The organism is Sphingomonas kyeonggiensis, assembly GCF_030812785.1.
In the GTDB taxonomy this organism is placed as follows: domain Bacteria; phylum Pseudomonadota; class Alphaproteobacteria; order Sphingomonadales; family Sphingomonadaceae; genus Sphingomonas; species Sphingomonas kyeonggiensis_B.
This window is the reverse complement of record NZ_JAUSTJ010000001.1, coordinates 399,065-420,622: the sequence shown is the minus strand read 5'-3', so window position 1 is coordinate 420,622 and position 21,558 is coordinate 399,065. Positions and strand designations below refer to the sequence as shown.

The 21,558-nt window shown below is 68.4% G+C and carries 22 protein-coding genes; 13 read left to right on the top strand and 9 right to left on the bottom strand.

Annotated elements, in window-relative coordinates:
* Positions 1-49 precede the first annotated feature (49 nt).
* Positions 50-2,146 carry a penicillin-binding protein 1C gene (gene pbpC / locus J2W22_RS02070; protein WP_307117971.1) on the top strand — a complete coding sequence of 699 codons (2,097 nt, stop codon included), beginning with the start codon at positions 50-52 and terminating at the stop codon, positions 2,144-2,146.
* 146 nt (positions 2,147-2,292) lie between these two features.
* On the opposite strand, the gene J2W22_RS02065 is transcribed toward pbpC, so the two are convergent.
* Positions 2,293-2,814 carry an RcnB family protein gene (locus J2W22_RS02065; protein ID WP_307116607.1) on the bottom strand — a complete coding sequence of 174 codons (522 nt, stop codon included), beginning with the start codon at positions 2,812-2,814 and terminating at the stop codon, positions 2,293-2,295.
* 116 nt (positions 2,815-2,930) lie between these two features.
* Positions 2,931-3,413 (bottom strand): outer membrane protein assembly factor BamE, encoded by a 483-nt coding sequence (locus J2W22_RS02060; RefSeq protein ID WP_307116606.1) that lies wholly within the window; start codon positions 3,411-3,413, stop codon positions 2,931-2,933.
* A gap of 124 nt (positions 3,414-3,537) precedes the next feature.
* Between J2W22_RS02060 and J2W22_RS02055 the strand changes: the two genes are divergently transcribed.
* Positions 3,538-4,047, top strand: coding sequence for a ubiquinol-cytochrome C chaperone family protein (locus J2W22_RS02055; RefSeq protein ID WP_307116605.1), 510 nt, complete (start codon positions 3,538-3,540; stop codon positions 4,045-4,047).
* Positions 4,044-4,595: a YceD family protein gene (locus tag J2W22_RS02050; RefSeq protein WP_307116604.1), complete on the top strand. Its 552-nt coding sequence runs from the start codon at positions 4,044-4,046 to the stop codon at positions 4,593-4,595. The genes J2W22_RS02055 and J2W22_RS02050 overlap by 4 nt, the downstream gene beginning before the upstream one ends.
* Before the next feature lie 65 nt (positions 4,596-4,660).
* Here J2W22_RS02050 and J2W22_RS02045 read toward each other — a convergent pair whose 3' ends face one another.
* The 4 genes from J2W22_RS02045 to lepB form a co-directional block, all read right to left on the bottom strand.
* Positions 4,661-5,632, bottom strand: a complete 972-nt coding sequence (locus J2W22_RS02045; protein WP_307116603.1) for a nitrilase-related carbon-nitrogen hydrolase — start codon at positions 5,630-5,632, stop codon at positions 4,661-4,663.
* Positions 5,629-6,525 (bottom strand): GTPase Era, encoded by an 897-nt coding sequence (gene era / locus J2W22_RS02040; RefSeq protein ID WP_307116602.1) that lies wholly within the window; start codon positions 6,523-6,525, stop codon positions 5,629-5,631. The genes J2W22_RS02045 and era overlap by 4 nt, the downstream gene beginning before the upstream one ends.
* Positions 6,526-6,787: 262 nt before the next feature.
* Positions 6,788-7,459 (bottom strand): ribonuclease III, encoded by a 672-nt coding sequence (rnc, locus tag J2W22_RS02035; protein WP_307116601.1) that lies wholly within the window; start codon positions 7,457-7,459, stop codon positions 6,788-6,790.
* Positions 7,456-8,313 (bottom strand): signal peptidase I, encoded by an 858-nt coding sequence (gene lepB, locus J2W22_RS02030; protein WP_307116600.1) that lies wholly within the window; start codon positions 8,311-8,313, stop codon positions 7,456-7,458. The genes rnc and lepB overlap by 4 nt, the downstream gene beginning before the upstream one ends.
* A 106-nt stretch (positions 8,314-8,419) precedes the next feature.
* On the opposite strand from lepB, the gene pgi reads away from it, so the two are divergent.
* The 4 genes from pgi (at position 8,420) to gorA (ending at position 12,425) form a co-directional block, all read left to right on the top strand.
* The gene (gene pgi, locus J2W22_RS02025) at positions 8,420-9,913 is read left to right on the top strand and encodes a glucose-6-phosphate isomerase (protein WP_373422927.1); all 1,494 of its coding nucleotides are present in this window, start codon (positions 8,420-8,422) and stop codon (positions 9,911-9,913) included.
* Positions 9,910-10,212 carry an alkylphosphonate utilization protein gene (locus J2W22_RS02020; RefSeq protein ID WP_307116598.1) on the top strand — a complete coding sequence of 101 codons (303 nt, stop codon included), beginning with the start codon at positions 9,910-9,912 and terminating at the stop codon, positions 10,210-10,212. The genes pgi and J2W22_RS02020 overlap by 4 nt, the downstream gene beginning before the upstream one ends.
* A 176-nt stretch (positions 10,213-10,388) precedes the next feature.
* Positions 10,389-11,015 carry a hypothetical protein gene (locus J2W22_RS02015; protein WP_307116597.1) on the top strand — a complete coding sequence of 209 codons (627 nt, stop codon included), beginning with the start codon at positions 10,389-10,391 and terminating at the stop codon, positions 11,013-11,015.
* Positions 11,016-11,078: 63 nt separating this feature from the next.
* Entirely contained in the window at positions 11,079-12,425 is a 1,347-nt protein-coding gene (gene gorA, locus J2W22_RS02010) for a glutathione-disulfide reductase (protein ID WP_307116596.1), read from the top strand.
* Positions 12,426-12,480: 55 nt separating this feature from the next.
* On the opposite strand, the gene J2W22_RS02005 is transcribed toward gorA, so the two are convergent.
* Complete coding sequence (locus tag J2W22_RS02005; protein WP_307116595.1) at positions 12,481-13,569, bottom strand: AbrB family transcriptional regulator; 1,089 nt, start codon at positions 13,567-13,569, stop codon at positions 12,481-12,483.
* The gene (locus tag J2W22_RS02000; protein WP_307116594.1) at positions 13,566-14,840 is read right to left on the bottom strand and encodes a dicarboxylate/amino acid:cation symporter; all 1,275 of its coding nucleotides are present in this window, start codon (positions 14,838-14,840) and stop codon (positions 13,566-13,568) included. Before J2W22_RS02000 ends, J2W22_RS02005 begins: the two co-directional genes overlap by 4 nt.
* 72 nt (positions 14,841-14,912) lie before the next feature.
* Here J2W22_RS02000 and glmM point away from each other — a divergent pair, with 72 nt between their 5' ends.
* Genes glmM through J2W22_RS01975 form a run of 5 tightly spaced genes read left to right on the top strand, consistent with a single transcriptional unit; the run spans position 14,913 to position 18,468 of the window.
* Positions 14,913-16,253 (top strand): phosphoglucosamine mutase, encoded by a 1,341-nt coding sequence (glmM, locus tag J2W22_RS01995; RefSeq protein ID WP_307116593.1) that lies wholly within the window; start codon positions 14,913-14,915, stop codon positions 16,251-16,253.
* Positions 16,250-16,444, top strand: a complete 195-nt coding sequence (locus tag J2W22_RS01990) for a hypothetical protein (protein WP_307116592.1) — start codon at positions 16,250-16,252, stop codon at positions 16,442-16,444. The genes glmM and J2W22_RS01990 overlap by 4 nt, the downstream gene beginning before the upstream one ends.
* Positions 16,437-16,661 (top strand): DUF1272 domain-containing protein, encoded by a 225-nt coding sequence (locus tag J2W22_RS01985; RefSeq protein WP_307116591.1) that lies wholly within the window; start codon positions 16,437-16,439, stop codon positions 16,659-16,661. Before J2W22_RS01990 ends, J2W22_RS01985 begins: the two co-directional genes overlap by 8 nt.
* 18 nt (positions 16,662-16,679) lie before the next feature.
* Entirely contained in the window at positions 16,680-17,837 is a 1,158-nt protein-coding gene (thiD, locus tag J2W22_RS01980) for a bifunctional hydroxymethylpyrimidine kinase/phosphomethylpyrimidine kinase (protein ID WP_307116590.1), read from the top strand.
* Positions 17,830-18,468: a ribonuclease HII gene (locus tag J2W22_RS01975; protein ID WP_307116589.1), complete on the top strand. Its 639-nt coding sequence runs from the start codon at positions 17,830-17,832 to the stop codon at positions 18,466-18,468. Before thiD ends, J2W22_RS01975 begins: the two co-directional genes overlap by 8 nt.
* A gap of 38 nt (positions 18,469-18,506) precedes the next feature.
* On the opposite strand, the gene J2W22_RS01970 is transcribed toward J2W22_RS01975, so the two are convergent.
* Positions 18,507-19,601: a glycine-rich domain-containing protein gene (locus J2W22_RS01970; RefSeq protein WP_307116588.1), complete on the bottom strand. Its 1,095-nt coding sequence runs from the start codon at positions 19,599-19,601 to the stop codon at positions 18,507-18,509.
* Positions 19,602-19,835: 234 nt separating this feature from the next.
* Here J2W22_RS01970 and J2W22_RS01965 point away from each other — a divergent pair, with 234 nt between their 5' ends.
* Positions 19,836-21,530, top strand: a complete 1,695-nt coding sequence (locus J2W22_RS01965) for an SPASM domain-containing protein (protein WP_307116587.1) — start codon at positions 19,836-19,838, stop codon at positions 21,528-21,530.
* Positions 21,531-21,558: the final 28 nt, after the last annotated feature.

Below are 21,558 nucleotides of genomic sequence, written 5' to 3'. Positions count from 1 at the left end.
TGCGGTCTGGAAGGAGAAGGGCTGGCGGGGCGTCATAACGCCGCCTCGCATCGTCGGCACGCTGCTGACCTTGCTCCTCGTCGCCTCGGCGAGCTTCTGGTGGGTGACACGCCCGCCGGCGCTGCCCGACTATGCCGCGGTCCGCGCCGGCTGGCATCCGTCCGAGGCCTGGCTCTACGACCGGCACGGCGTGCTGATCGATTCGAGCCGGATCGACTATCAGGCCCGCCGCCTGGCCTGGACGAAGCTGCAGGACGTTTCCCCGGTCGCGCGCGACATATTGATCGCCGCCGAGGACCGCCGCTTCCGCGAGCATGGCGGGGTCGACTGGGTGGCGCTGACCGGCGCGGCGCGCGACCGGATCGAGGGCAAGCGCGGCCGCGGTGCCTCGACCCTGTCGATGCAGGTCGCCGCCTATCTCGCCCCCGATCTCGCCACGCCGGGCAGCCGTGGGATGCGCGACAAGCTGCGCCAGATGCGGGCGGCCTGGGCGCTCGAATCGCGCTGGAGCAAGGACCAGATCCTCGAGGCCTATCTCAACCTGGCCGGTTTCCGTGGCGAGGCGCAAGGGATCGGCGCCGCTGCGCTCGGCCTGTTCGGCAAGACGCCGGCGACGCTGACCCGCGACGATGCGCTGCTGCTCGCGGCGCTGCTGCCCAACCCGCAGGCAGCCCCGGGCGAAGTCGCGCGGCGTGCCTGCGCGCTCAGCCGCGACAGGGACTGCGGCCGCTTCGCCGGCGCCGCCGCCTCGATGCTCGGCCCGGCGCGCAGCCTGGCGCTCGATCCGGGCCTCGCGCCGCACCTGTCCGCCGCGCTGCTGACCAAGCCCGGCGCGAAGATCACCACCACGCTCGATGCGAGCATCCAGCGCGCCGCGATCACGGCGCTCCGCCGCCAGCTTCAGGGGCTGGGCGGCAGCCGCGCCCGCGATGGGGCGGTCATCGTGGTCGATAACCAGAGCGGCGACGTGCTCGCCTATGTCGGCGGGATCGGCGGCGAGAGCACGGCGCCCGCGGTGGACGGCGCCGCTTCCTATCGTCAGGCGGGATCGACGCTGAAGCCCTTCCTTTACGCGATGGGCATCGAGAAGGGGTACCTCACCGCCGCCTCGATCCTCGACGATTCCCCGGTCCAGCTCGATACCGCCTCGGGCCTCTATGTGCCGCAGAATTACGACAAGGCGTTCAAGGGGCCGGTCTCGGCCCGCATCGCGCTGGCGGGCTCGCTCAACGTGCCGGCGGTGCGCACGCTGCTGCTCACCGGGGTGGACGCATTCCGCGACCGGCTCTGGGACACCGGCTATCGCGGGCTGGTCGAGGACGGCCAATATTATGGTTATTCGCTCGCGCTCGGATCGGCCGAGGTGACGCTGATGGAGCAGGTCGACGCCTATCGCAGCCTCGCGCTCGAAGGGCGCTGGTCGCCGCTCAGGCTGACGATGGACGCGAAGACCGAAGCGCCACGCCGGACCACCACGCCCCAGGCCGCCTGGATCGTCGCCGACATGCTCGCCGACCCTAACGCCCGCGCCGGTACCTTCGGGGTCGATTCGGCGCTGCGCCTGCCCTTCTGGGCGGCGGTGAAGACCGGCACGTCCAAGGCGATGCGCGACAATTGGTGCGTCGGCTTCACCGATCGCTTCACCGTCGGCGTCTGGGTCGGCAATCTCGAGGGCGATCCGATGCGGGCGGTCTCAGGCACCAGCGGCGCGGCGCCGGTGTGGCGCGACGTGATGCTGGCGCTGAACGAAGCCAATCCCGGCAAGGCGCCGCCGCGTCCCGAGGGGATCGAGGAGCATCAGATCCGCTTCGCCGCGGGCATCGAGCAGCCGCGCCGCGAATATTTCCTGAAGGGGACCGGGCTCGACCGCATCGCCTATGCCCCTGCCGAGGCGCGCCGGCCGCGCATCGTCAATCCGGTGGGGGGCAGCGTCTATGCGCTCGATCCCGATATCCCGCGGGACAATCAGCGCCTGGCGATTTCGGTGTCCGGACAGGCGCTTGGCCACCGGCTTATTCTCGACAAGCGCGACCTCGGCACCGCCGATTCGCGTCCGCTGATCCTGGCCCCGCCGGGCAAGCATCGCCTCGCCTTGGTCGACCTCGACGGCAAGACCGTCGACCAGGTGCTGTTCACCATCCGATAGCGCGCAAAATTGGGGAATGTTGAGGGAGCGAAACGCTGATTCGGACGTTACGGCAAACGGTCCCTACCCCTTTCGGGACCGTGCCCAACGGCACCGGCCGCACGGCCCGAAAAGGCGGTGCGGCCGAAGCCTTTGATCTTGCCGGATTACCAGTAGAAGCCGGGGATCGTGCGGATGACGATGCCGCGGCGCGTGTCGATCAGCAGCACGTCGTTATAGTGGCGCACCCAGCTCTGGTAGCGATCCGCGCGCGGCAGGTGATAGCGCCACGGATCGGCGATCACATAGCGCGAGCCGTAATAGCTCGGGGCGATCCGGCCACCGGCGCGGAACGACGTGTAGCGGAACGGGGCGTTCCAGCTGCCACGGCCATAGAGCGCGCGGTTGCGGTCGCGGTTGAAGCGCCAGTCGTCACGGCCCCAGGCACGGTCGCGGTCGCGCAGGTCCTCGCGATATTCGCGGTGCGCCTCGCGCACGTCGCGGCGCTCGTCCCGGATGTCGCGGCGGTCGCCGCGGCGATAGGCGTCGCGCAGCTGGCGCTGCTCGTGGCGGATGTCCTGGCGGTCGCGGCGCAGTTCCTCGCGCGACTGGGCGCTGGCCGCGGTCGGCACAGCCACAGCGGGCATCGCGACGGCGGCGAGCAGCGCGGCGGTTACGAACGTCTTCATGTCTTCCTCCAAAGCACTGACCGGATTTGCTTTCCGGTAGATCGCCCTTGTGGAGGAGCCTCGCTGAACGGCCCGGGAACGGCACCGTCAGCGAAATGAAAGGCGCGCCTTAGCGACTAGGGGCCGTTGCCGCCGGCGCCGCCGCCCGGACCACCGGTGCCCGGCGCACCGACGGTGCCGATATTGCCGAACAGGTCCTCGAAGAAGCCGCGCTTGTGGCCAAGCGTCGGGGTGGTCTTGCCGTAGGGATCGACCTGGGCGATCAGGTCCTTGCCGGTCCGGTCGACCGCGGCGACATTGCCCTTGGCATCGAAGGTGATGCGCAGCGTCGTCTGATCCTTGGCCTTCAGCCCCTGATAGCCGAGATTCGCGCTCTGGCGGGAGATGTAATACCACTCGCCTTCGTTGAACTGGCTGGTGAAGGTCGGGCGGCCGAGCGTCTGGAGCACCGATTCGCGGGTGTCGATGCCGGGCTGCACCGAATCGACCAGCTCCTTGTCGATGATATAGCCCTGGTGCGTGCGCACGGGCACGCAGGCGGTGGTGCCAAGCGCGGCTGCCAGCAGGGCGGCGCCTAGCGCGCGGGCGGGAATCGACATTCTGGTCTCCAGGCAAACGCGTACCGGCACCGCGCACATTGCATCGCGGGCCGTTCGCCTCAATATGCGGCAAAATGCGGCCAAACAAGGTCGCGCCCTTCGATTGCAGGAACCATCTCGGCACATGCGCTTGCTCAAGCGGCTCTTCCAGGCTCCCGACCGCGGTGCGGCCCCGATTCTCTACGCCGCCATCGTTGCGCGCGGCCGCGAACCGCACTGGTATGAAGCGGGGGCGGTGCCCGACACGATCGACGGCCGTTTCGACATGATCGCCGCGGTGATGAGCCTGGTGCTGCTCCGGCTCGAGCAGGACGAGACGGCGGTGCCGTTCAGCACCCATCTCACCGAAGTGTTCATTGCCGACATGGACGGGCAGCTGCGCCAGATCGGCATCGGCGACATCGTCGTCGGCAAGCATGTCGGCAAGATGATGGGCATGCTCGGCGGCCGGCTCGGCGCCTATCGCGAAGGTCTGGCGAACGGCACGCTGGGCGAAGCGCTGGTCCGCAACCTCTATCGCGGCGAGGCACCGGCGCCGGAAGCGCGCGCCCATGTCGAGGCCGGGCTGCGCGCGTTCCACGCGAAGCTGGCCGAGATGCCGGTCGCCACGCTGGTCGCGGGAGAGCTGGCATGATCCAGAGTGAATTCAACCGCCCGCAGCGGCTCGACACGATCGGTGCCGGCGAGAGCCAGGTCCATGTCGAGGCCGAGCCCAAGGAGCGCGCCGCGCTGGCCGAGCGCTTCGGTCTCAAGACGCTCGACAGCCTCGTGGCGGATTATCGCATCCGCCGCGATGCGCAGGGCATCATAGCCACCGGCCATCTCTCGGCGAAGGTGGTCCAGGCCTGTGTGATCACCGACGATCCCGTGCCTGCGCGAATCGAGGAGGATTTCGCGATCCGTTTCCTTCCCGAGAGCGAAGGCGAGGGCGGGGACGATGAAGTCGAGCTGAGCGAGGACGAGTGCGACATCGTCTTCTATGCGGGCGGCGCGATCGACCTGGGCGAGGCGGCGGCCGAGACGCTGGCGCTGGCGCTCGATCCCTATCCGCGCAGCCCCGCCGCCGAGGCCGCGCTGCGCGACGCCGGGGTGATCAGCGAGGACGAGGCGAAGCGGCTCGCGGAGGAAAGCGGGCCGTTCGGTGGGCTGGCGGGGCTCAGGGACAAGCTCGGCAAGGGTTGAGTAGTCCTGCACGCTCCCCGGCCTTCGCCGGGGATCAGTTTAGCAGGTGCCAGTAGCGTCCGCCCTCAGGCGGCTTCGCTGTCGCCCTTGTCGACGATCCCCGCACGCTGGCGGCGATCCACCGACAGCTCGAACACGTCGTGCCGTGCCTGCGCACCGTCGACGTCCATCGTCGCCAGCCCGCGATCGACTTCGTCCAGGTCGATCTCGGCCATCAGCAGCTCGGGCGCGGTGCCTGCCTGGGCGATCACCACCCCGTCGGGCGCCAGGATCGCGCTATGGCCGCGCTGGATCTGCCCGTCCGGCAGCCGGTCGAGCAGCTTGCGCGCCGATCCGTCGCCACCGGCCTTCTCATAGCCGGCGATCAGCTCCTGCTTGTACTGGATGGTGCCGGCCGCCAGCACGAAGGCACGGCCCTCATAGGCATAATGCGCCGAGGCGAGCATCGCGATGTCGGTGACTTGCGGCCAGGCGGCGACATGCACCGTCTCGCCCTCGTGATGCATCGCCGCGCGGGCGAGCGGCATCCAATGCTCGGTCGAGGCGAGCTGGCCCACCTTGCCCCAGGGGGCTTCGTGCAGCCCCAGCGTCGATCCGTCGCCGCGCCCGAGCATCAGCTTCTCGGCGGGGGTGAGGATCAGCTTGCGGTGGCGCAGCACCGGCGCCTCGGGCCGGAACAGGAATTGCGTCGCATAGAGGCTCTGGCGGACGCGCTCGTACCCGCCAACCGACACCGCGACATCGGCGATGTCGACCGTCCATTGCAGCGGCTGGAAGCGCGGATCGTCACCGCGGATCGCCTGATCGAGCAGCAGCGCGTGCAGCTCGCGGGTGCCGGGATGGTCCCAGAGCCGGGCCGGGGCGACATGCTCGAGCCAGGCCGGATAGCCGCCGAGGAAGCCTTCGCCCAACGCGATGACGCGCGCGCCCTTCTCGATCGCCTCGCGTGCTTTCGCGATGGCCTTGTCCAGCCCCGCGCCAATGGCGAGGGGAACCGGCGAATCCTGTACGATGGCGACCTTGAGCTTCTTCGTCACTCGACCCAGTCCAACCCGATCTCACGGTAAAGCGAACGGTCTTCCTGCCATTCCGGCCTTACCTTCACGTGAAGATAGAGATGAACCTTTACGCCCATGAGACGGGAAAGCTCCGCCCGGGCCCGCGCGCCGATCTCCTTGATGCGGCTGCCGCCCTTGCCGAGCACGATCGCGCGCTGGGTCTCGCGCTCGACCAGGATCTGCTGGTGGATCTCGACCGACCCGTCCTCGCGCTCCTTATACTGCTCGGTCTCGATCGCGGAGGAATAGGGCAGCTCCTTGTGGAGCTGGAGATAGAGCTGCTCGCGGGTGACTTCGGCGGCGAGCATGCGGTCGGTCGCGTCGCTCACCTGATCCTCGGGGAAGTGCCAGGGCTCCTGCGGCATCGCCGCGGCCAGCGCCGCTTTCAATTCGGGCACGCCGTCGCCGGTCTGGGCCGAGACGAAATAGGTCTCGTCGAAGGGCAGGATCTCGTTGAGCTTGGCAGCATGGCCGAGCAGCCGCGGCTTGTCGGCGATATCCACCTTGTTGAGGATCAGGATCTTGCGCTCGCGTCGGCCCTTCAGGCTCTCGATCACGGTGTGGACCTTGGGGCCGATCCCGCCCTTGCCGTCGACCACCAGCGCGATCAGGTCCGCGCCGTCCGCGCCTTCCCAGGCGGCGGCGACCATCGCGCGGTCGAGCCGGCGCTCGGGGGTGAAGATGCCCGGCGTGTCGACCAGGATCAGCTGCGCGTCGCCTTCGATCGCGATGCCCATGATCCGGGTGCGCGTGGTCTGCGCCTTGGGGCTGACGATCGCGACCTTCTGGCCGACCAGCGCATTGACCAGGGTGGACTTGCCGGCGTTCGGCGCGCCGACGATCGCGATCAGGCCGCAGCGTTGTTCAGTCATGATGGGATTCCGAGAATTTGTTCGCGCGACGACGCGACGGCGCAACGAAGAGAAGAAGAAGGAAAGGGGTTCGCGCGGAGGCGCGGAGACGCGGAGGATTTGCTTGGGGGCAGGGTATGCGCCGCGTCAGCGGCAACCCTTCCGGCACCGCTGTCGCGGAGGGCGTCGCCCGCGCGCCGCGATACAGTCTCCGCGCCTCCGCGCCTCCGCGTGAACAAGAACTCTTCCATCGTTGCGTCGTCGCGTCGTTGCGCGAACAAGGTCATTTCGCGAGTTTCGCCAGCAAAGCCGCCGCCGCCGCGGTCTCCGCGTCCTGCTTGCTCGTGCCTTGCGCCTCGGCCTCGGCGAAGCTGCCGATCGACACCTTCACGGTGAAGCGCGGCGCATGGTTGGGGCCGGAGCGGTCGGTCACGGCATATTCGGGCGGGCGACGATTGTTCGCGGCCGCCCATTCCTGCAGCGCCGATTTGGGGTGGCGCGGCGCGCTGGCATGCGCGTCGATATGCTTTGCCCAGGCCTTGCGGACGAAGTCGCGGGCCGGCGCGAAGCCGAACTCGAGATAGAGCGCGCCGATCAGCGCCTCCATCGCGTCGCCCAATACATTGTCGCTGTCTGCGGCACCGTCGCCGCGGGCCTGCTTGCCCAGGCGAAGCAGCGGCGGCACGCCGACCTCGCGCGCCACGTTCGCGCACATCGCACCGGTCACCAGCGCGTTGAGCCGGCGCGACAGCGCACCCTCGGGCTCGCTGGCGAAGCGCTCGTACAGCCATTCGGCGATCGCCAGGCCGAGCACCCGGTCGCCCAGGAACTCCAGCCGCTCGTAATTCTCGGCGGCCTGACTGCCATGCGTCAATGCGCGCTGATAGGGGGCCAGGTCAGAAGGGCGCTGGCCGAAAGTCTTGGCGATCCATTCCCCCAGGTCGGGAGCGCTCAAAAGCCTTCCCCGATCCGGCTCCAGCGCGCCGCGGTGAACCAGGTCCAGGGCAGGAACCAGTTGGCGCTGCCGTCGGTCGACCAGAAGCTCAGCACCGCCTTGCCCTCGATATTCTCGAGCGGGACATAGGAGATGCCCTGGCCCTCGGGCGGCTGCGAGAAGCGGCTGTCGGTCGAGTTGTCGCGATTGTCGCCCATCAGGAACGCATGGCCGGCGGGGACGTGATAGACTTCGGTATTGTCCTGCGGGGTCAGCCCCTGGTCGAGCACGTCATAGCTCTTGCCGCCCGGCAGCGTCTCGCGGAAGCGCGGCAGCTTGCACACCGGATCGCCCTTGGCGCTCACCGCCTGGAACAGGGTGGGGCAGTTGGTGAAGTTCGGGGTGACCGGCAGCTCGAGATCGGCGACCTTCTGCTTGGGCACCGCCTTGCCGTTCAGGATCACCTGGCCATTGACCACCTGCACGCTGTCGCCCGGCAGGCCGATCACGCGCTTGATCCAGTCCTCGCCATTATGGCCCGGCGCCTTGAACACCACCACGTCGCCGCGCGCCGGCGTGCCCGGGAAGATGCGGCCCGGGATCAGCGGCAGGCTCCACGGCAGCGAGTGCTTGGAATAGCCGTAGTTCCACTTGGTGATGAACAGATAGTCGCCGATCAGCAGCCGCGGCATCATCGATTCCGACGGGATCGAGAAGGGCGAGAAGATGAAGCTGCGCACCACGAAGACGATCAGCGCCAGCTTGACGAGGAAGAGGCCGAGGTCCTTCCACTCGTTCTTGGGCTTCTCCTCCGCAGCCGCCGCGGCGGGAGTGGCGGGCTTCTCGTTCAGGGAATCGGCGGGGGTGTTTTCCATGGGAACCTGCTCTGCTTGGGGCGGGCGGTGAGGTCAAGCCGATGAATGGAGTGGCGGCGGAGAGATTGGGACGATAGGGGCTGGCTTGTCGCAAATGGAGATGAACATGAGCTTGCCCGACTGGTCCGCCGTAAAATCGCTCGAGGCCTCCACGCTGACCGAGCTGTTCGCGCGCGATTCCGACCGCGTCGCCAAGCTCTCCGCCGACGTTGCCGGCGTGCATTTCGACTGGTCGAAGACCCATCTGACGCCCGAGCTGATCGCGGCGTTCAGCAAGATCGCGGCGGACATGGGCCTGGTCGCCAAGCGCGACCTGCTTTTCGCCGGCGAGAAGATCAACGTCACCGAGGGCCGTTCGGTCGAGCATACCGCCGAGCGCGGCGAAGGCTCGCCCGACAGCGTCGCCCGTGCCCAGGCCTATCATGCCCGGATGCGCGCCCTGATCGATGCGATCGAGGCCGAGGCGTTCGGACCCGTACGCAGCATCATCCATATCGGCATCGGCGGCTCGGCACTGGGTCCGGACCTGCTCGTCGACGCGCTCGGCCGCGACGCCGACCGCTATGAGGTCGCGGTGGTCTCGAATGTCGACGGCGTCGCGCTGGAGACTGCGCTCGAGCGCTTCGATCCGCAGACCACCTTGGTCGCCATCGCGTCGAAGACCTTCACCACCACCGAGACGATGCTCAATGCCGAGAGCGCGATCTCTTGGCTGATGCAGGGCGGCGTCGCCGATCCGTACGGCAAGCTGGTCGCGCTCACCGCCGCGCCGGAAAAGGCGATTGCCTTCGGTATCGACGAGACCCGCGTGCTGCCCTTCGCCGAGTCCGTCGGCGGCCGCTACTCGCTCTGGTCGTCGATCGGCTTCCCCGCCGCGCTCGCGCTGGGCTGGGACGCGTTCGAGGAGCTGCTCGAAGGCGCCGCCGAGATGGACCGCCATTTCCGCCTCGCCCCGTTCGAGGCCAACGCGCCGGTGCTCGCCGCCTTTGCCGACCTCTATTACACCCAGGTCCGCGGCTGCGAGACGCGCGCCACCTTCGCCTATGACGAGCGGCTCGGCCTGCTGCCCTCCTATCTCCAGCAGCTCGAGATGGAGTCGAACGGCAAGCGCGTCACCGCCGAGGGCCAGCCGGTCACCTATCCGACCGCACCGATCACCTGGGGCGGCGTCGGCACCGATGCGCAGCATGCGGTGTTCCAGCTGCTCCACCAGGGCACGCGCCTGGTGCCGCTCGAGTTCATCGGCTCGATCGAGCCCGGCGACGGGCTTGCCGAGGAGCATCACCGCCAGCTGCTGCTCAACATGTTCGCCCAGGGTGCGGCGCTGATGGCCGGCCGCAAGAATGACGACTTGGCGCGCGACTATCCGGGCGACCGTCCCTCGGCGACGCTGCTGCTCGACACGGTCGATCCGCGCACGCTCGGCGCGATCCTCGCCTTCTACGAGCAGCGCACTTTCGTGAACGCGGTGCTGCTCGGCATCAATGCGTTCGACCAGTTCGGCGTCGAGCTCGGCAAGGAAATGGCCAAGGCGGCGGGCGCGGGCGACCAGTCGTTCGATGCATCGACCAACGACCTGATCGCCCGGGCGTTCAAGTGAGCGACGACGAGTACGTCTATGACGAGGCGAGCGGGGAGTGGGTCCCCGCCGCCGAGGCTGCGGCAAAGGCGGGCGCGGCGGATACGGTCGAAGTGCGCGATTCGGTCGGCAATCTGCTGCAGGACGGCGACCAGGTCACGCTGATCAAGGACCTGACCGTCAAGGGCGCCGGCCAGACGCTCAAGCGCGGCACGCTGATCAAGTCGATCCGCCTGACCGGCGACGCGCAGGAGATCGACTGCAAATACGAAGGCATCAAGGGCCTCGTCCTGCGCGCGGAGTTCGTGCGGAAGCGGTGATCATCACCAGCCGCCACCCCCGCGAAAGCGGGGGCCCATCTCCCGGGCGATCCGCGAGCGCAGCCGCCGTATTTGCCGAGAGTGCACGAGATGGGTCCCCGCTTTCGCGGGGATGACGAAATGGAGCGTTTACCCACTCCCGCTACACTGCCCCCGTCACGCCGAGGGGCAGGCCGATGAACCACGAGAACCGGGTCCGGGACATGGAGCGCGCGGCGGTGGACCGCTGGTTCGCGCAGACGCCGCTCGGGCCGATGTTCCATGCCCGTCGCGGCCGTACCCTGCCGGTGCCTGCCGACGCGATCCAGCCCTGGCGCGACGAGGCCCATGCGATCATCGACAAGTTCATCGTCGACAGCCGCCCGCCCGCGCAATGGGCGATGGTCGGCATCCTCCTCGCCTTCATCTGTGTGCTGCTCGCTCTCAAGCCGTGGCTCGGGCTCGGGGGCGGCCAGATCGGCGTGATCGTGATGGGCGGTCTGGCGCTGTGGCATGTCGACGATCTCTGGCGCCTCTGGTGCTATCGCCGCGACCTGCGGGCACTCCGCGCGCGCATCGCCGCCTCGCTCGCGCTGCGCACGCCCATTCCCGAGGAGATCGCCGGCCGCTTCCGCCGGGGCAATCCCTGGCGGATCGCGCTGCAGCTCTGGGTAGGGAGTTTCGTCGCGATCGCGCTGCTCTCGTCGCACTTCGTCCCGCCCGAGGCGATCGATCGCGGCATCTTTCTCTTCCTGCTCGCCGCGGTCGGCATCGCCTGGATCCTCTATTTCCTCTCGCGCCGGGTCGACCTGGGCCAAGGGTGAGATTGGCAGAGCGCCGCGCGCATCCTATCTCCCGGCCTCGAAACGAGCGGGAAGGACAATCACGTGGCCGAATACGACTATGACCTCTTCGTGATCGGCGCCGGTTCCGGGGGCACCCGTGCCTCGCGCGTCTCCGCGGCCTATGGCGCGAAGGTCGCGGTGGCCGAGGAATATCGCATCGGCGGCACCTGCGTGATCCGCGGCTGCGTGCCCAAGAAGCTGCTCGTCTATGGCGCGCATTTCGCCGAGGATCTGAAGGACGCGCGCCGCTTCGGCTGGAACGTGCCCGAATGCGATTTCGACTGGGCGGTGCTGCGCGACAACGTCATGGCCGATGTCGACCGGCTGAACGGCCTCTACACCCAGACGCTGCACAACAATAACGTCGAGACCTTCCTCGAGCGCGCCACCGTCACCGGTCCGCACGAAGTGACGCTGGCCTCGGGCCGCAAGATCACCGCCAAGTACATATTGATCGCCACCGGCGCCCATCCGCACGTGCCCGAATTCCCGGGCAGCGAGCATGGCATTACCTCGAACGAGGTCTTCCACCTCGAGAAGCTGCCCAAGCGCATCCTGATCGCCGGCGGCGGCTACATCGCCAACGAGTTCGCCGGCATCTTCAACGAGTTCGGCAGCCACGTCACCCTGGTCAACCGCACCGACGTGATCCTGCGCGGCTATGACCATTCGATGCGTGACCGCCTGCTCCAGATCTCGCTGATGAAGGGCATCGATTTCCGCTTCCATGCCGAGTTCAAGAGCATCGAGAAGCTAGAGAGCGGGGCCTTCAAGGTGACGCTGACCAAGCACGAGCCGATCGAAGTCGATTGCGTGCTCTTCGCCACCGGCCGCGTGCCGAACACCGAAGGCCTGGGCCTCGCCGAGATCGGCGTCACGCTCGACAGCAAGGGTGCAGTGCAGGTCGATGCGGACAACAAGTCCTCGGTCGATTCGATCTATGCGGTCGGCGACGTGACCAACCGGGTGCAGCTCACGCCTGTCGCGATCCGCGAAGGCCAGGCCTTCGCCGACACGATCTTCGGCGGCAAGCCGCACCAGGTCGATTACAGCTGCATCCCCAGCGCGGTGTTCAGCCACCCGCCGCTCGCCAGCGTCGGCATGACCGAGAGCGAGGCGCGCAACAAGCTCGGCTCGATCGCCGTCTACCAGTCCGATTTCCGCGCGATGAAGAACGTGCTGGCCGATCGCAACGAGCGCGCGCTCTACAAGATGATCTGTGACGGCACGACCGGCCGGGTCGTCGGCCTCCACATGATCGGCCCCGACGCGCCGGAGATCCTCCAGGCCGCGGCGGTGGCGGTGAAGGCCGGGCTCACCAAGGACGCCTTCGACCAGACCGTGGCGCTGCACCCGACCATGTCGGAAGAGCTCGTCCTCATGAAGTGAGTGGGAAGTTCGCGCCGCAGGCGTGAACCGAAGGCTGCGGGGCAGCCTTCGCCGCTCACTCCCCCGGAGGGAGGGTGCGGCTGGGCGCCCCGGTAGCCGTAGATCTGGCAAATCGCCCCGCCGCCATCCGCGCCAAACTCGGTCCCAGCGCCAGCACGGCAAGAAACCGCAGCGCCTGCATCGCCATCACGAAGGGCTGGTCCACCGGCACCGAGGTGGCGATGATCGCCACCGAATCGAGCCCGCCGGGGCTCACCGCCAGATAGGCGCTGACCGGATCGATCCCCGTCAGCCGGGCAACCACCAGCGACAGCGCCGCTGAAAAGCCGATTAGCACGAAGGTCGAGAGCAGCACGCGGGGCAGTGCCTTGGCCGCTAGCGCCAGCGTCTCGCGGGTGAAGGCCAGCCCGATCCGCCAGCCGACCAGCGCATAGCTCAGCGCCAGCACCGGCTCGGGCAAAGTCATCCGCAGTACCCCCATGGCATGGAGCGCGATGCCCGCCGCCATCGGCACCAGCAGCGCCCCGGCCGGGATGCGCAGCTTGAGCCCGACGAATGCGCCGATGCCCGCCACCGCCAGCGTCGCCAGCGAGGGGATCAGCGGGGCGGGAGTGAGCATCGTCACGAGCCAGTCGTCGCCGCGATGCGCGCCGAGCGCCGCGGCGAGGATCGAGGCAGCGCCGGCGACGCACACCACCCGGGTATAGGTCATGAATGCCACCAGCCGCGCGTCCGCGCCGAACGCATCGGCCATCACCACCATTGCCGAGGCGGCGCCCGGCATCGATCCCCAGATCGCGGTGCTGCCCGGCAGCACCCGCCAGCGGCTGAGTAGATAGCCGAGCAGGCTGCTCGCCCCGAGCGTCGCCGCGGTCACGCCCAGGAACAGCGGCCACTGCGTCACCACCCGCGCGAAGGTGCCCATGTCGAGCGTGCCGGCGATCAGGCAGCCGATCACCGCCTGGGCGCCGACGAAGAACGGCCTGGGCAGGCGCAGCGCCGCACCGCGCGCCGAAAAGGCGATCGCGGCGAGCATCGGACCGAGCAGCAGCCCGGCCGACAGCCCGATCCATTCGAGGATCGCCGTGCCCGCCGCCGACGCCGCGAGCAGCGCCAGCCACAGCCCCGCGGCGCGGGCGTTCAAAGCTCTTCGGCGAGCAGCGCGTCGGTCTCGGTCTTGGGCTCGCCGTCACCGGTGCGGCGGGCGATCGTCGCGGTCACCGCGACGTCCATGGTGACGTTGCCGAGCGTGCGGAACAGGTCGGGCACCGTCTCCACCGCGACGAGCAGGCCCAGCGCCTCGATCGGCACGCCCATCGCCACCGCGACCGGCGCGACCGAGGCGAAGAAGCTGATCGTGCCGGGCAGGCTGACCGATCCCATGGTGGTGATCGCCGCCGTGGCGATGCCGGCGGCGAGCTGGCCCGGGCCGATCGGCGTGCCGGTCAGGTGCGCGACATAGAGCGCCACCGCCAGGTTCATCGCCGGGCTGGTCGCGCGGAACACGGCGACCGCGATCGGCAGCACCACGCCCGATACGGTGGCGGGCGCGCCCAGCGCCTCGCTCGAGCGCAGCATGGTCGGCAGGCTGGCGAGCGAGGAGGAAGTGCTCAGCGCCACCACCTGGCTCGGCAGCACTTCGCGGGCGAAGCGGCTGACCCGCACCCGCGCGCCGATCGCGGCGAGCGGATAGGCGGAGAGCAGCACGATGATGCCCAGCGACGAGACGATCAGGATATAGTGGAGCAGCGCGCCGAACGCGGCGGCGCCGGTCTCCATGCCCAGGCCGAAGGCGAGGCAGAACACGCCGACGGGCGCCAGCATCAGCACCCAGCCGATCACCACGATCATCGCGTCGGCGATCGCCTGGAAGAAATCGAGCAGCAGCTTGCGCCGCTCGGTCGGCAGCCGGGTGATCGCGAAGGCGAAGACCATGGCGAACACGGTGAGCGGCAGGAAGGCGTCGGCGCTGGCAGCGGCGACGATGTTGGTCGGCACGATCTTGTCGAAGAAGTCGCTCAGGCTCGGCACCTGTCCGGCCACCTTGGCGCTCGACAGCGAGGCGCGCAGCGCCTCCGCCCATTCGTGCGGCAGCGGGAAGAGCTGGAGCAGCATCGGCGTGACGAAGGCCGACAGCAGCGTGTTGAACCACAGGATCGCGACGAAGCAGATCAGCGCGCTCGCGGCGATGCGCCCGGCGCGCGCGGCTTCGGCCGAGGCGGCGATACCGATCACCAGCAGCGCCACCACCAGCGGCACGATCACCATCTGCAGCCCGTGCAGCCAGGCCGATCCGATCGGCTTGGTGAAATAATGCAGGGCGAAGCCACCCGCGCCCGGCGCGTAATTGGCAAGCGCTATCCCCACGCCCAGTCCCGCGACCAGCGCGATCAGGATTCTCAATGCTTGCGACATGCTCGCCCTTTTTGGTTTTCCGCGCTAATCGGGTGGCGGTTGAGGGCCCGCAAGGTCGCGAGAAAACGGCACATGGCAAGAAAATATTTCGGTACGGACGGAATCCGCGGGGCGACCAACGTCGCGCCGATGACTGCGGCGATGGCGATGAAGGTCGGCATGGCGGCCGGCGCGCATTTCCGCCGGGGCGATCATCGCCACCGGGTGGTGATCGGCAAGGACACGCGGCTCTCGGGCTATATGCTCGAGAATGCGCTGGTCGCCGGCTTCACCTCGGTGGGCATGGACGTGGTGCTGCTCGGGCCGATGCCGACGCCGGCGGTGGCGATGCTCACCCATTCGATGCGCGCCGACATGGGCGTGATGATCTCGGCCAGCCACAATCCCTATGCCGACAACGGCATCAAGCTGTTCGGCCCCGACGGTTTCAAGCTCTCCGACACGGACGAGCTGGCGATCGAGGCGCTGATCGACGGCGAGGTGCCGCTCGCCCAGTCGGCCGATATCGGCCGGGCCCGCCGCGTCGAGGATGCGCGCGGCCGCTACATCCACTTCGCCAAGTCGACCTTCCCCGAGGCGCTGACGCTCGACGGGCTCAAGATCGTCGTCGATTGCGCGAATGGCGCGGCCTATCAGGTCGCCCCCTCGGCACTGTGGGAACTCGGCGCCGAAGTGATCGCGATCGGCGTCACGCCGAACGGCAAGAACATCAACGACGGCGTCGGCTCCACTGCGCCGGGCACCCTGTGCGAGACGGTGGTCGCCTCAGGCGCGCATATCGGCATCGCGCTCGACGGCGATGCCGACCGGCTGATCGTGGTCGACGAGCATGGTAAGGTCGTCGATGGCGACCAGCTGATGGCGACGATCGCCGGCGGCTGGGCGCGCCAGGGCCGGCTGGCGGGCGGAGGCTTGGTCGCCACCGTCATGTCGAACCTCGGGCTCGAGCGGCACCTCTCGGCGCAGGGCCTCGGCCTGATCCGCACCGCGGTGGGCGATCGCTACGTCCTCGAGAAGATGCGCTCGTCGGGCTATAATGTCGGCGGCGAGCAGTCGGGCCATATCATCCTGTCCGACTATGCCACCACCGGCGATGGGCTGGTCGCCTCGCTCCAGGTGCTGGCCGAGCTGGTCCGCGCCGGCGCGCCGGCCAGCGAGGTGCTCCACCGCTTCGATCCGCTGCCCCAGCTGCTCAAGAATGTCCGCTTCAAGGGCGGCAAGCCGCTCGAGGATCCGCGGGTGAAGGACGTGATCGCTGCGGCCGAGGCGGAGCTGGACGGCAAGGGCCGCCTCGTCATCCGCGCCTCGGGCACCGAACCGGTGATCCGGGTGATGGCCGAGGGCGACGACAAGGGCCAGGTCGAGGCGGTGGTCGACCGCATCTGCGACGTGGTCGCGGAGGTCGCGGCATGAGCGAACGGTTGCGTTCGGCTGTGTCGGTCGGCGTGGCGGGAGCGCTCGGCGGCTGGTTCGCGAATTTCGGGCAACTGGCCAGCGGCACGATGTCGGCGCTCGAAGGACTCTCGCATTCGGTGGTCGTCGCGGTAATCGCGGGCGGGCTGTGGTACCTCTATGACATGATCTGGAAACGCGCTGATGCTTGAGATGCGTCCTGATTGTGAGCGCTGCGGCGCCGACCTGCCGGCGGACGAGGGCGGCGCGTTCATCTGCTCGTTCGAGTGCACCTATTGCGCCGACTGCGCCGATGCGCTCGACGAACGCTGCCCCAATTGCGGCGGCGAGCTGTTGGACCGGCCGGCGCGTGTGGGTAAGGCGCTGGCGAGCAACCCGGCCTCCACGGAGCGCCGGTTCAAGGCTTAACTCCAGGGGTTGAGGCACATGACTCCTCGCATCCTCATCATCGCCGGCTCTGATTCCGGCGGCGGCGCGGGCATCCAGGCGGACATCAAGACCGTCACCATGCTCGGCGGCCATGCGATGACTGCGATCACCGCGATCACCGCGCAGAACACGCTCGGCGTCACCGGCGTCCATCCGGTGCCCACCGAGATGGTGCTCGCCCAGATCGACGCCTGTGTCGCCGATATCGGCGTCGATGCGGTCAAGATCGGCATGATCGGCTCGGCCCGCACCGCGCTGGCGGTGGCGGAGAAGCTCGCCGAGCTGCCCGGCGTGCCGGTGGTGTTCGACCCCGTGATGGTCGCGACCAGTGGCGCCACTCTGGCCGACGACGCGACCATCGCCGCGTTCGAGCGGCTGATGGACCGCGCCACAGTCGTCACCCCCAACATCCCTGAGCTCGCCGCGCTCGGCGGCGATGCCCGGGCGCTGGTCGAGGCGCATCGCTGCGCCGTGCTGGTCAAGGGCGGCCATGTCGAGGGCCCGGTGATCACCGACCGGCTCTATTCCGCCGATCCCGAGGATCCGCCCGAGATCGAGTGGAGCAATCCCCGCATCGATACCGACAACACCCATGGCACCGGCTGCACCCTGTCCTCGGCGATCGCCTGCGGCCTGGCGGTGGAATGGGACCTGCCCGAGGCGGTCCGCCGCGCCCGGCGCTTCGTCCGCATCGCGATGCTGGAGGCGCCAGGGCTGGGCCGCGGCCATGGCCCGATGGGGCACCAGGCGGTGCGGCTCGATCTCAACATGAGCTTCTTCGAGCCGATGCTGAACCAGGTGACCGTGCCCGCCACCGACCTCGCGGCGAGCGAGCGCTTCTACCGGCTGCTCGGCCTCACCCAGGTCGTCCGCGCCTCGCCCCGCTATGCTCGGTTCGAGACCGAGGGCGGCGCAACCTTCAGCATCGCCACCGATCCCGGCTACACCGCCCCGGTCGTCTATTTCGAATGCGGCGATCTCGACGTCACCGTCGCCTATCTCCAGCAGCAGGGCGTGAAGTTCGAGCAGGAGCCGAAGGACGAGAATTGGGGCTGGCGCGAGGCGCGCCTGCGCGATCCGGCCGGCAACTCGGTTCGTCTCTATCAGGCTGGCGAGATGCGCCGCTATCCGCCATGGCGCGTCGGCGATGCTTAAATCCGGGCCTGATCTCAAGTTCGAGCGGAAATATGGAAAGCTGCACGGCGGCCCGGTTGCCGGGGTGGACGAGGCCGGCCGCGGCCCGCTCGCCGGCCCGGTCGTGGCGGCAGCGGTGGTGCTCGATCCCAAGTGCATCCCCGAGGGTATCGACGATTCCAAGGCGCTGACCGCCGGGAAGCGCGAGCGGCTCTGCGCCGAGATCCTCGCCTGCGCCAAGGTCGGCATCGGCATCTGCTCGGTCGAGGAGATCGACACGCTCAACATCTTCTGGGCGACGATGCTGGCGATGACCCGCGCGGTCGCCGCGCTCGATCTGCCGCCCGCCTTCGTGCTGGTCGACGGCAATCGCTGCCCCGACTGGAGCCACCAGAGCCATGCCGTGGTCGGCGGGGACGCGCTCTGCCTGTCGATCGCCGCCGCCTCGATCGTCGCCAAGCACAACCGCGATTCGATGATGATCGCGCTCGACGCGCTCCATCCCGGCTATGGCTGGGCGAGCAACAAGGGCTATGCGGCCAGGGTCCACCAGGAAGCGCTGCGGTCGCTCGGCCCTACCCCGCACCACCGCAGGAGCTTCGCGCCCGTCGCCCAGGCGCATTTCGATTTCGGGATGCCGGCGGCGGAATAGAAACGGCCGGGGATGTCCCCGGCCGTTCCGTTGCTCGGCTAGGCCGAATATTCGTAGACGATCACCAGGCCATTGGCGCCGGCACCGCTGTTCCGGGCCGTGCCGGCGGCAATGGAGCTTGCCCCGCCGCCGCCGGCGCCCGGCGCGAGCCCGTTGTAGCCGGGCGTGTTGCCGCCACCATTGCCGCCGCCGCCGAACGGCGAGCCGCCGCCATTGCCGCCGACCACTGCGGTCAGGCCGATCACCAGGCCATGGTCGCCCGGATTGCCTGCGGTATTCACCAGGTTGCCGCCGGTCGAGGCCGGGCCTGCATCCGAACCGCCCACGATGATGCCCGGCGAGGTCGCGTAGCCGGGCATGCCGCCCAGGCCGCCCGGCGCGGTGACGAGCGTGCCGAAGCTCGAAGCGCTGCCGGCATTGCCGCGCGCCGCCGCGGAGCTGGGGGCGCCGCCCGCACCGACGGTCACCGCCAGGCCGGCAAAGCCGGTGGTGAGGCGCGCCCGGGCATAGGAGCCCGAGCTGCCGCCGCTGCCGGCCGACCCCTGGGCGCCCGAGGTCGCCGCGCAGCCGCCGCCGGCGCCGCCACCGCCGACCAGCTCGACCACGACCGAAGCCGTGCCCGCGCTCGGCGTATAGGTCCCGCTGCTGGTGAAGGTCTGGATGCCGACCAGACCGCCGGCGGTACCGCTACCGCCACCGCTCGTACCCGTCGGAGCGACACGCTCGTCCCGGATCCGCGCATTGGTGATCGCGGTCATGCCGACATCGAGCCGCAGCTGCGCCACCGGCAGCTGGCCGGCCGGGACGGCGGGCGGCACCGGGTTGGCCGCTTCCGTGCCGGCGGTGACCGTCAGCAGGCCCGTGCTCGGGCTGATCGTCACCCGGTCGATGCGCGGATTGGCCGTCGGCGGGGCGATCGTCGCGCTGGTCTGCGCCTTCACCTCGACGGGCGCCCCCGCCACGAACAGCGCGCCGGCATCGAGCGTCACCGCCATCGACGGCGGCGCGGTCTCGTGCGGGGCGAACGCCGCCGCCAGCCGGGCCAGCACCGAAAGGTCGCCGTTCAGCGTGGGGAAGGGGGAGCCGGTGTTCGGCTGGTTGAAATCGATGCTGCCGTAAGTGTGTACGGTCATGGGATACTCCATTGAACATGAACCACATGCCGGGCGATTCGATGGGGGCGCCTCCCGTCCGAATCACTCAACGTTCATGATATGTTCTTCGATTTCCTACATGTCACGCCGAAAAATCGGGATAGCGATCCGCGACCGGATTCGAGAGCGACCCGGCAAAATTTGCCGCCTCCGGCCACCGTCCGGCTGCGCCTCTCCTAAAATGGTGAACAAAGCCATTTTCGGAGTGATCGCATGTCTTATCTGCCCGCCGCCGAGGAGCAGGGCTTCTGCTCCGATGCAGGGCCGGCCATTGCCGATCCGACCGCGAGCCGATTCTATCCGATCCTCTCCAACCTCGTTGACCGTCTCGGCGATGGGCTCGATCATCCCGAAGTCTGGCCGTTGCTGGCCGATGCTGCGAGGCATGACGATGTAGTCGAGCTGCGCGATCTGCTCGAAGTTCTCGAGCCCGGCCAGTCCGGGCCCGTCCGCAAGATTCTCAACCTGCTCGGCGGCATGCTCCATGCCCTGTCGGTGGACCGCGAGCGCGGCCTCACCTTCCTTGCCGGCATGGCGGCGCAGCACGCGCATTGCCCGCAGATCGCCGGCGGCATCTTCTTCCTCGAGCGCCACGGCACCCAGAAATCGGCCGATCTCTCGAACCGCTTCTGCGAGGCGCCTTTCGTCAAGTTCGAGACGCTGATGGACGGCACGGTAGCGCCGTGCTGCTCGATCTGGACGCAGCAGCGCCTCGGCCAGCTTGACGGCAGCACCTTCGAGCAGATCTGGAACAGCCCGTCCGCGCAGGAGATGCGCGCCAGCATCCTCGACGGCTCCTATCGCCATTGCCACAAGCAGCGCTGCACCTTCATCAACGAAGACGAGCTGCCGACGCGCGACGAAGTCACCGATCCGGCGATGCGGGCGGTGATCGACGGCAACATCACGCATATGGAGCAGGGCCCGCGCTGGTTGTTCCTCGCGCACGACGTCACCTGCAACCTCGCCTGCCCTTCGTGCCGGGACGGCATCCTGGCAGCGGACGAGGCGCAGGAGCGCCGCTTCGACAAGATCGAGCAGCAGGTGTTCCAGCCGCTGCTCAATGCCGAGGGTGAGGTCCGCATCTCGGTCTCCGGCCAGGGCGATCCCTGGTCAAGCCCGCATTACCGCTCGATCCTGCGCTACATGTCCGATCACGTGCTCGATGACGTGGTGCTCAACATCCACACCAACGCGCTTCTGATGGGCGAAGGGCGCTGGGCGCAATATCCCGGGCTGGAGCGCTACCGTGCGCTGGTCGATGTCTCGATCGACGCCTGCACGCCCTGGGTCTACGAGCATGTCCGCCGGCCCGGGAAGTGGGAGAAGCTCTATCCCAATCTCCAGTTCATCGCTGGCAAGCGTGCGCGCGGCGAATTCCGCGAATTCCATCTCAACGCCACGGTCCAGCTCGACAATTTCCATGAGATGCCGGCGCTGATGCGCCTGGCCCAGTCGCTCGGTGCCGATTCGATGCGGCTCTACATGATCCAGAACACCGGCGGGCATCTGGCGGCGCAATATGCGCGCTGCAATGTCGGCGATCCGTCCCACCCGCTGCACCCGGCGTTCCTCGAGACGCTGCGCGATCCCATTCTCGGCGATCCGATCGCCCATCTCTACGACGTCACCCATTGGCGCGATCGCGCGCTCGAGGCGGAGCTGCCTTCCGATTCGCTGCCTTCCGATTTCAGCCGCGCGCAGCTGGCCGAAGCGATCCGGGAGTCCGGTTCCAATGCGATCCGCCGCACCGCCCTGTGCGCCGCCGGCCGAATCAAGTTTCCGGAGGACCACGGCCTGCTCCAGCTTGAGGCCCAGGCGCTCTACGAACTGGGTTTCGCCCAGCAGGCACGCTACCGGCTCAACGAGAGCGTCGCTTTGGGCGGCGAGGCGATCGCACTCGGCTGATCTGAGTCTTTTTCGCCACACCCCATAT

What these genes read in the sequence shown, in the direction of transcription:
- lepB (WP_307116600.1), bottom strand. Translation starts at nt 8,313, where the DNA reads ATGGAAAACACCCCCGCCGATTCCCTGAACGAGAAGCCCGCCACTCCC.
- J2W22_RS02060 (WP_307116606.1), bottom strand. Translation starts at nt 3,413, where the DNA reads ATGTCGATTCCCGCCCGCGCGCTAGGCGCCGCCCTGCTGGCAGCCGCG.
- J2W22_RS02055 (WP_307116605.1), top strand. Translation starts at nt 3,538, where the DNA reads ATGCGCTTGCTCAAGCGGCTCTTCCAGGCTCCCGACCGCGGTGCGGCC.
- J2W22_RS01990 (WP_307116592.1), top strand. Translation starts at nt 16,250, where the DNA reads ATGAGCGAACGGTTGCGTTCGGCTGTGTCGGTCGGCGTGGCGGGAGCG.
- pgi (WP_373422927.1), top strand. Translation starts at nt 8,420, where the DNA reads ATGAGCTTGCCCGACTGGTCCGCCGTAAAATCGCTCGAGGCCTCCACG.
- J2W22_RS02000 (WP_307116594.1), bottom strand. Translation starts at nt 14,840, where the DNA reads ATGTCGCAAGCATTGAGAATCCTGATCGCGCTGGTCGCGGGACTGGGC.
- J2W22_RS01985 (WP_307116591.1), top strand. Translation starts at nt 16,437, where the DNA reads ATGCTTGAGATGCGTCCTGATTGTGAGCGCTGCGGCGCCGACCTGCCG.
- J2W22_RS02050 (WP_307116604.1), top strand. Translation starts at nt 4,044, where the DNA reads ATGATCCAGAGTGAATTCAACCGCCCGCAGCGGCTCGACACGATCGGT.
- J2W22_RS02065 (WP_307116607.1), bottom strand. Translation starts at nt 2,814, where the DNA reads ATGAAGACGTTCGTAACCGCCGCGCTGCTCGCCGCCGTCGCGATGCCC.
- era (WP_307116602.1), bottom strand. Translation starts at nt 6,525, where the DNA reads ATGACTGAACAACGCTGCGGCCTGATCGCGATCGTCGGCGCGCCGAAC.
- J2W22_RS01965 (WP_307116587.1), top strand. Translation starts at nt 19,836, where the DNA reads ATGTCTTATCTGCCCGCCGCCGAGGAGCAGGGCTTCTGCTCCGATGCA.
- thiD (WP_307116590.1), top strand. Translation starts at nt 16,680, where the DNA reads ATGACTCCTCGCATCCTCATCATCGCCGGCTCTGATTCCGGCGGCGGC.
- J2W22_RS01970 (WP_307116588.1), bottom strand. Translation starts at nt 19,601, where the DNA reads ATGACCGTACACACTTACGGCAGCATCGATTTCAACCAGCCGAACACC.
- J2W22_RS02015 (WP_307116597.1), top strand. Translation starts at nt 10,389, where the DNA reads ATGAACCACGAGAACCGGGTCCGGGACATGGAGCGCGCGGCGGTGGAC.
- glmM (WP_307116593.1), top strand. Translation starts at nt 14,913, where the DNA reads ATGGCAAGAAAATATTTCGGTACGGACGGAATCCGCGGGGCGACCAAC.
- J2W22_RS01975 (WP_307116589.1), top strand. Translation starts at nt 17,830, where the DNA reads ATGCTTAAATCCGGGCCTGATCTCAAGTTCGAGCGGAAATATGGAAAG.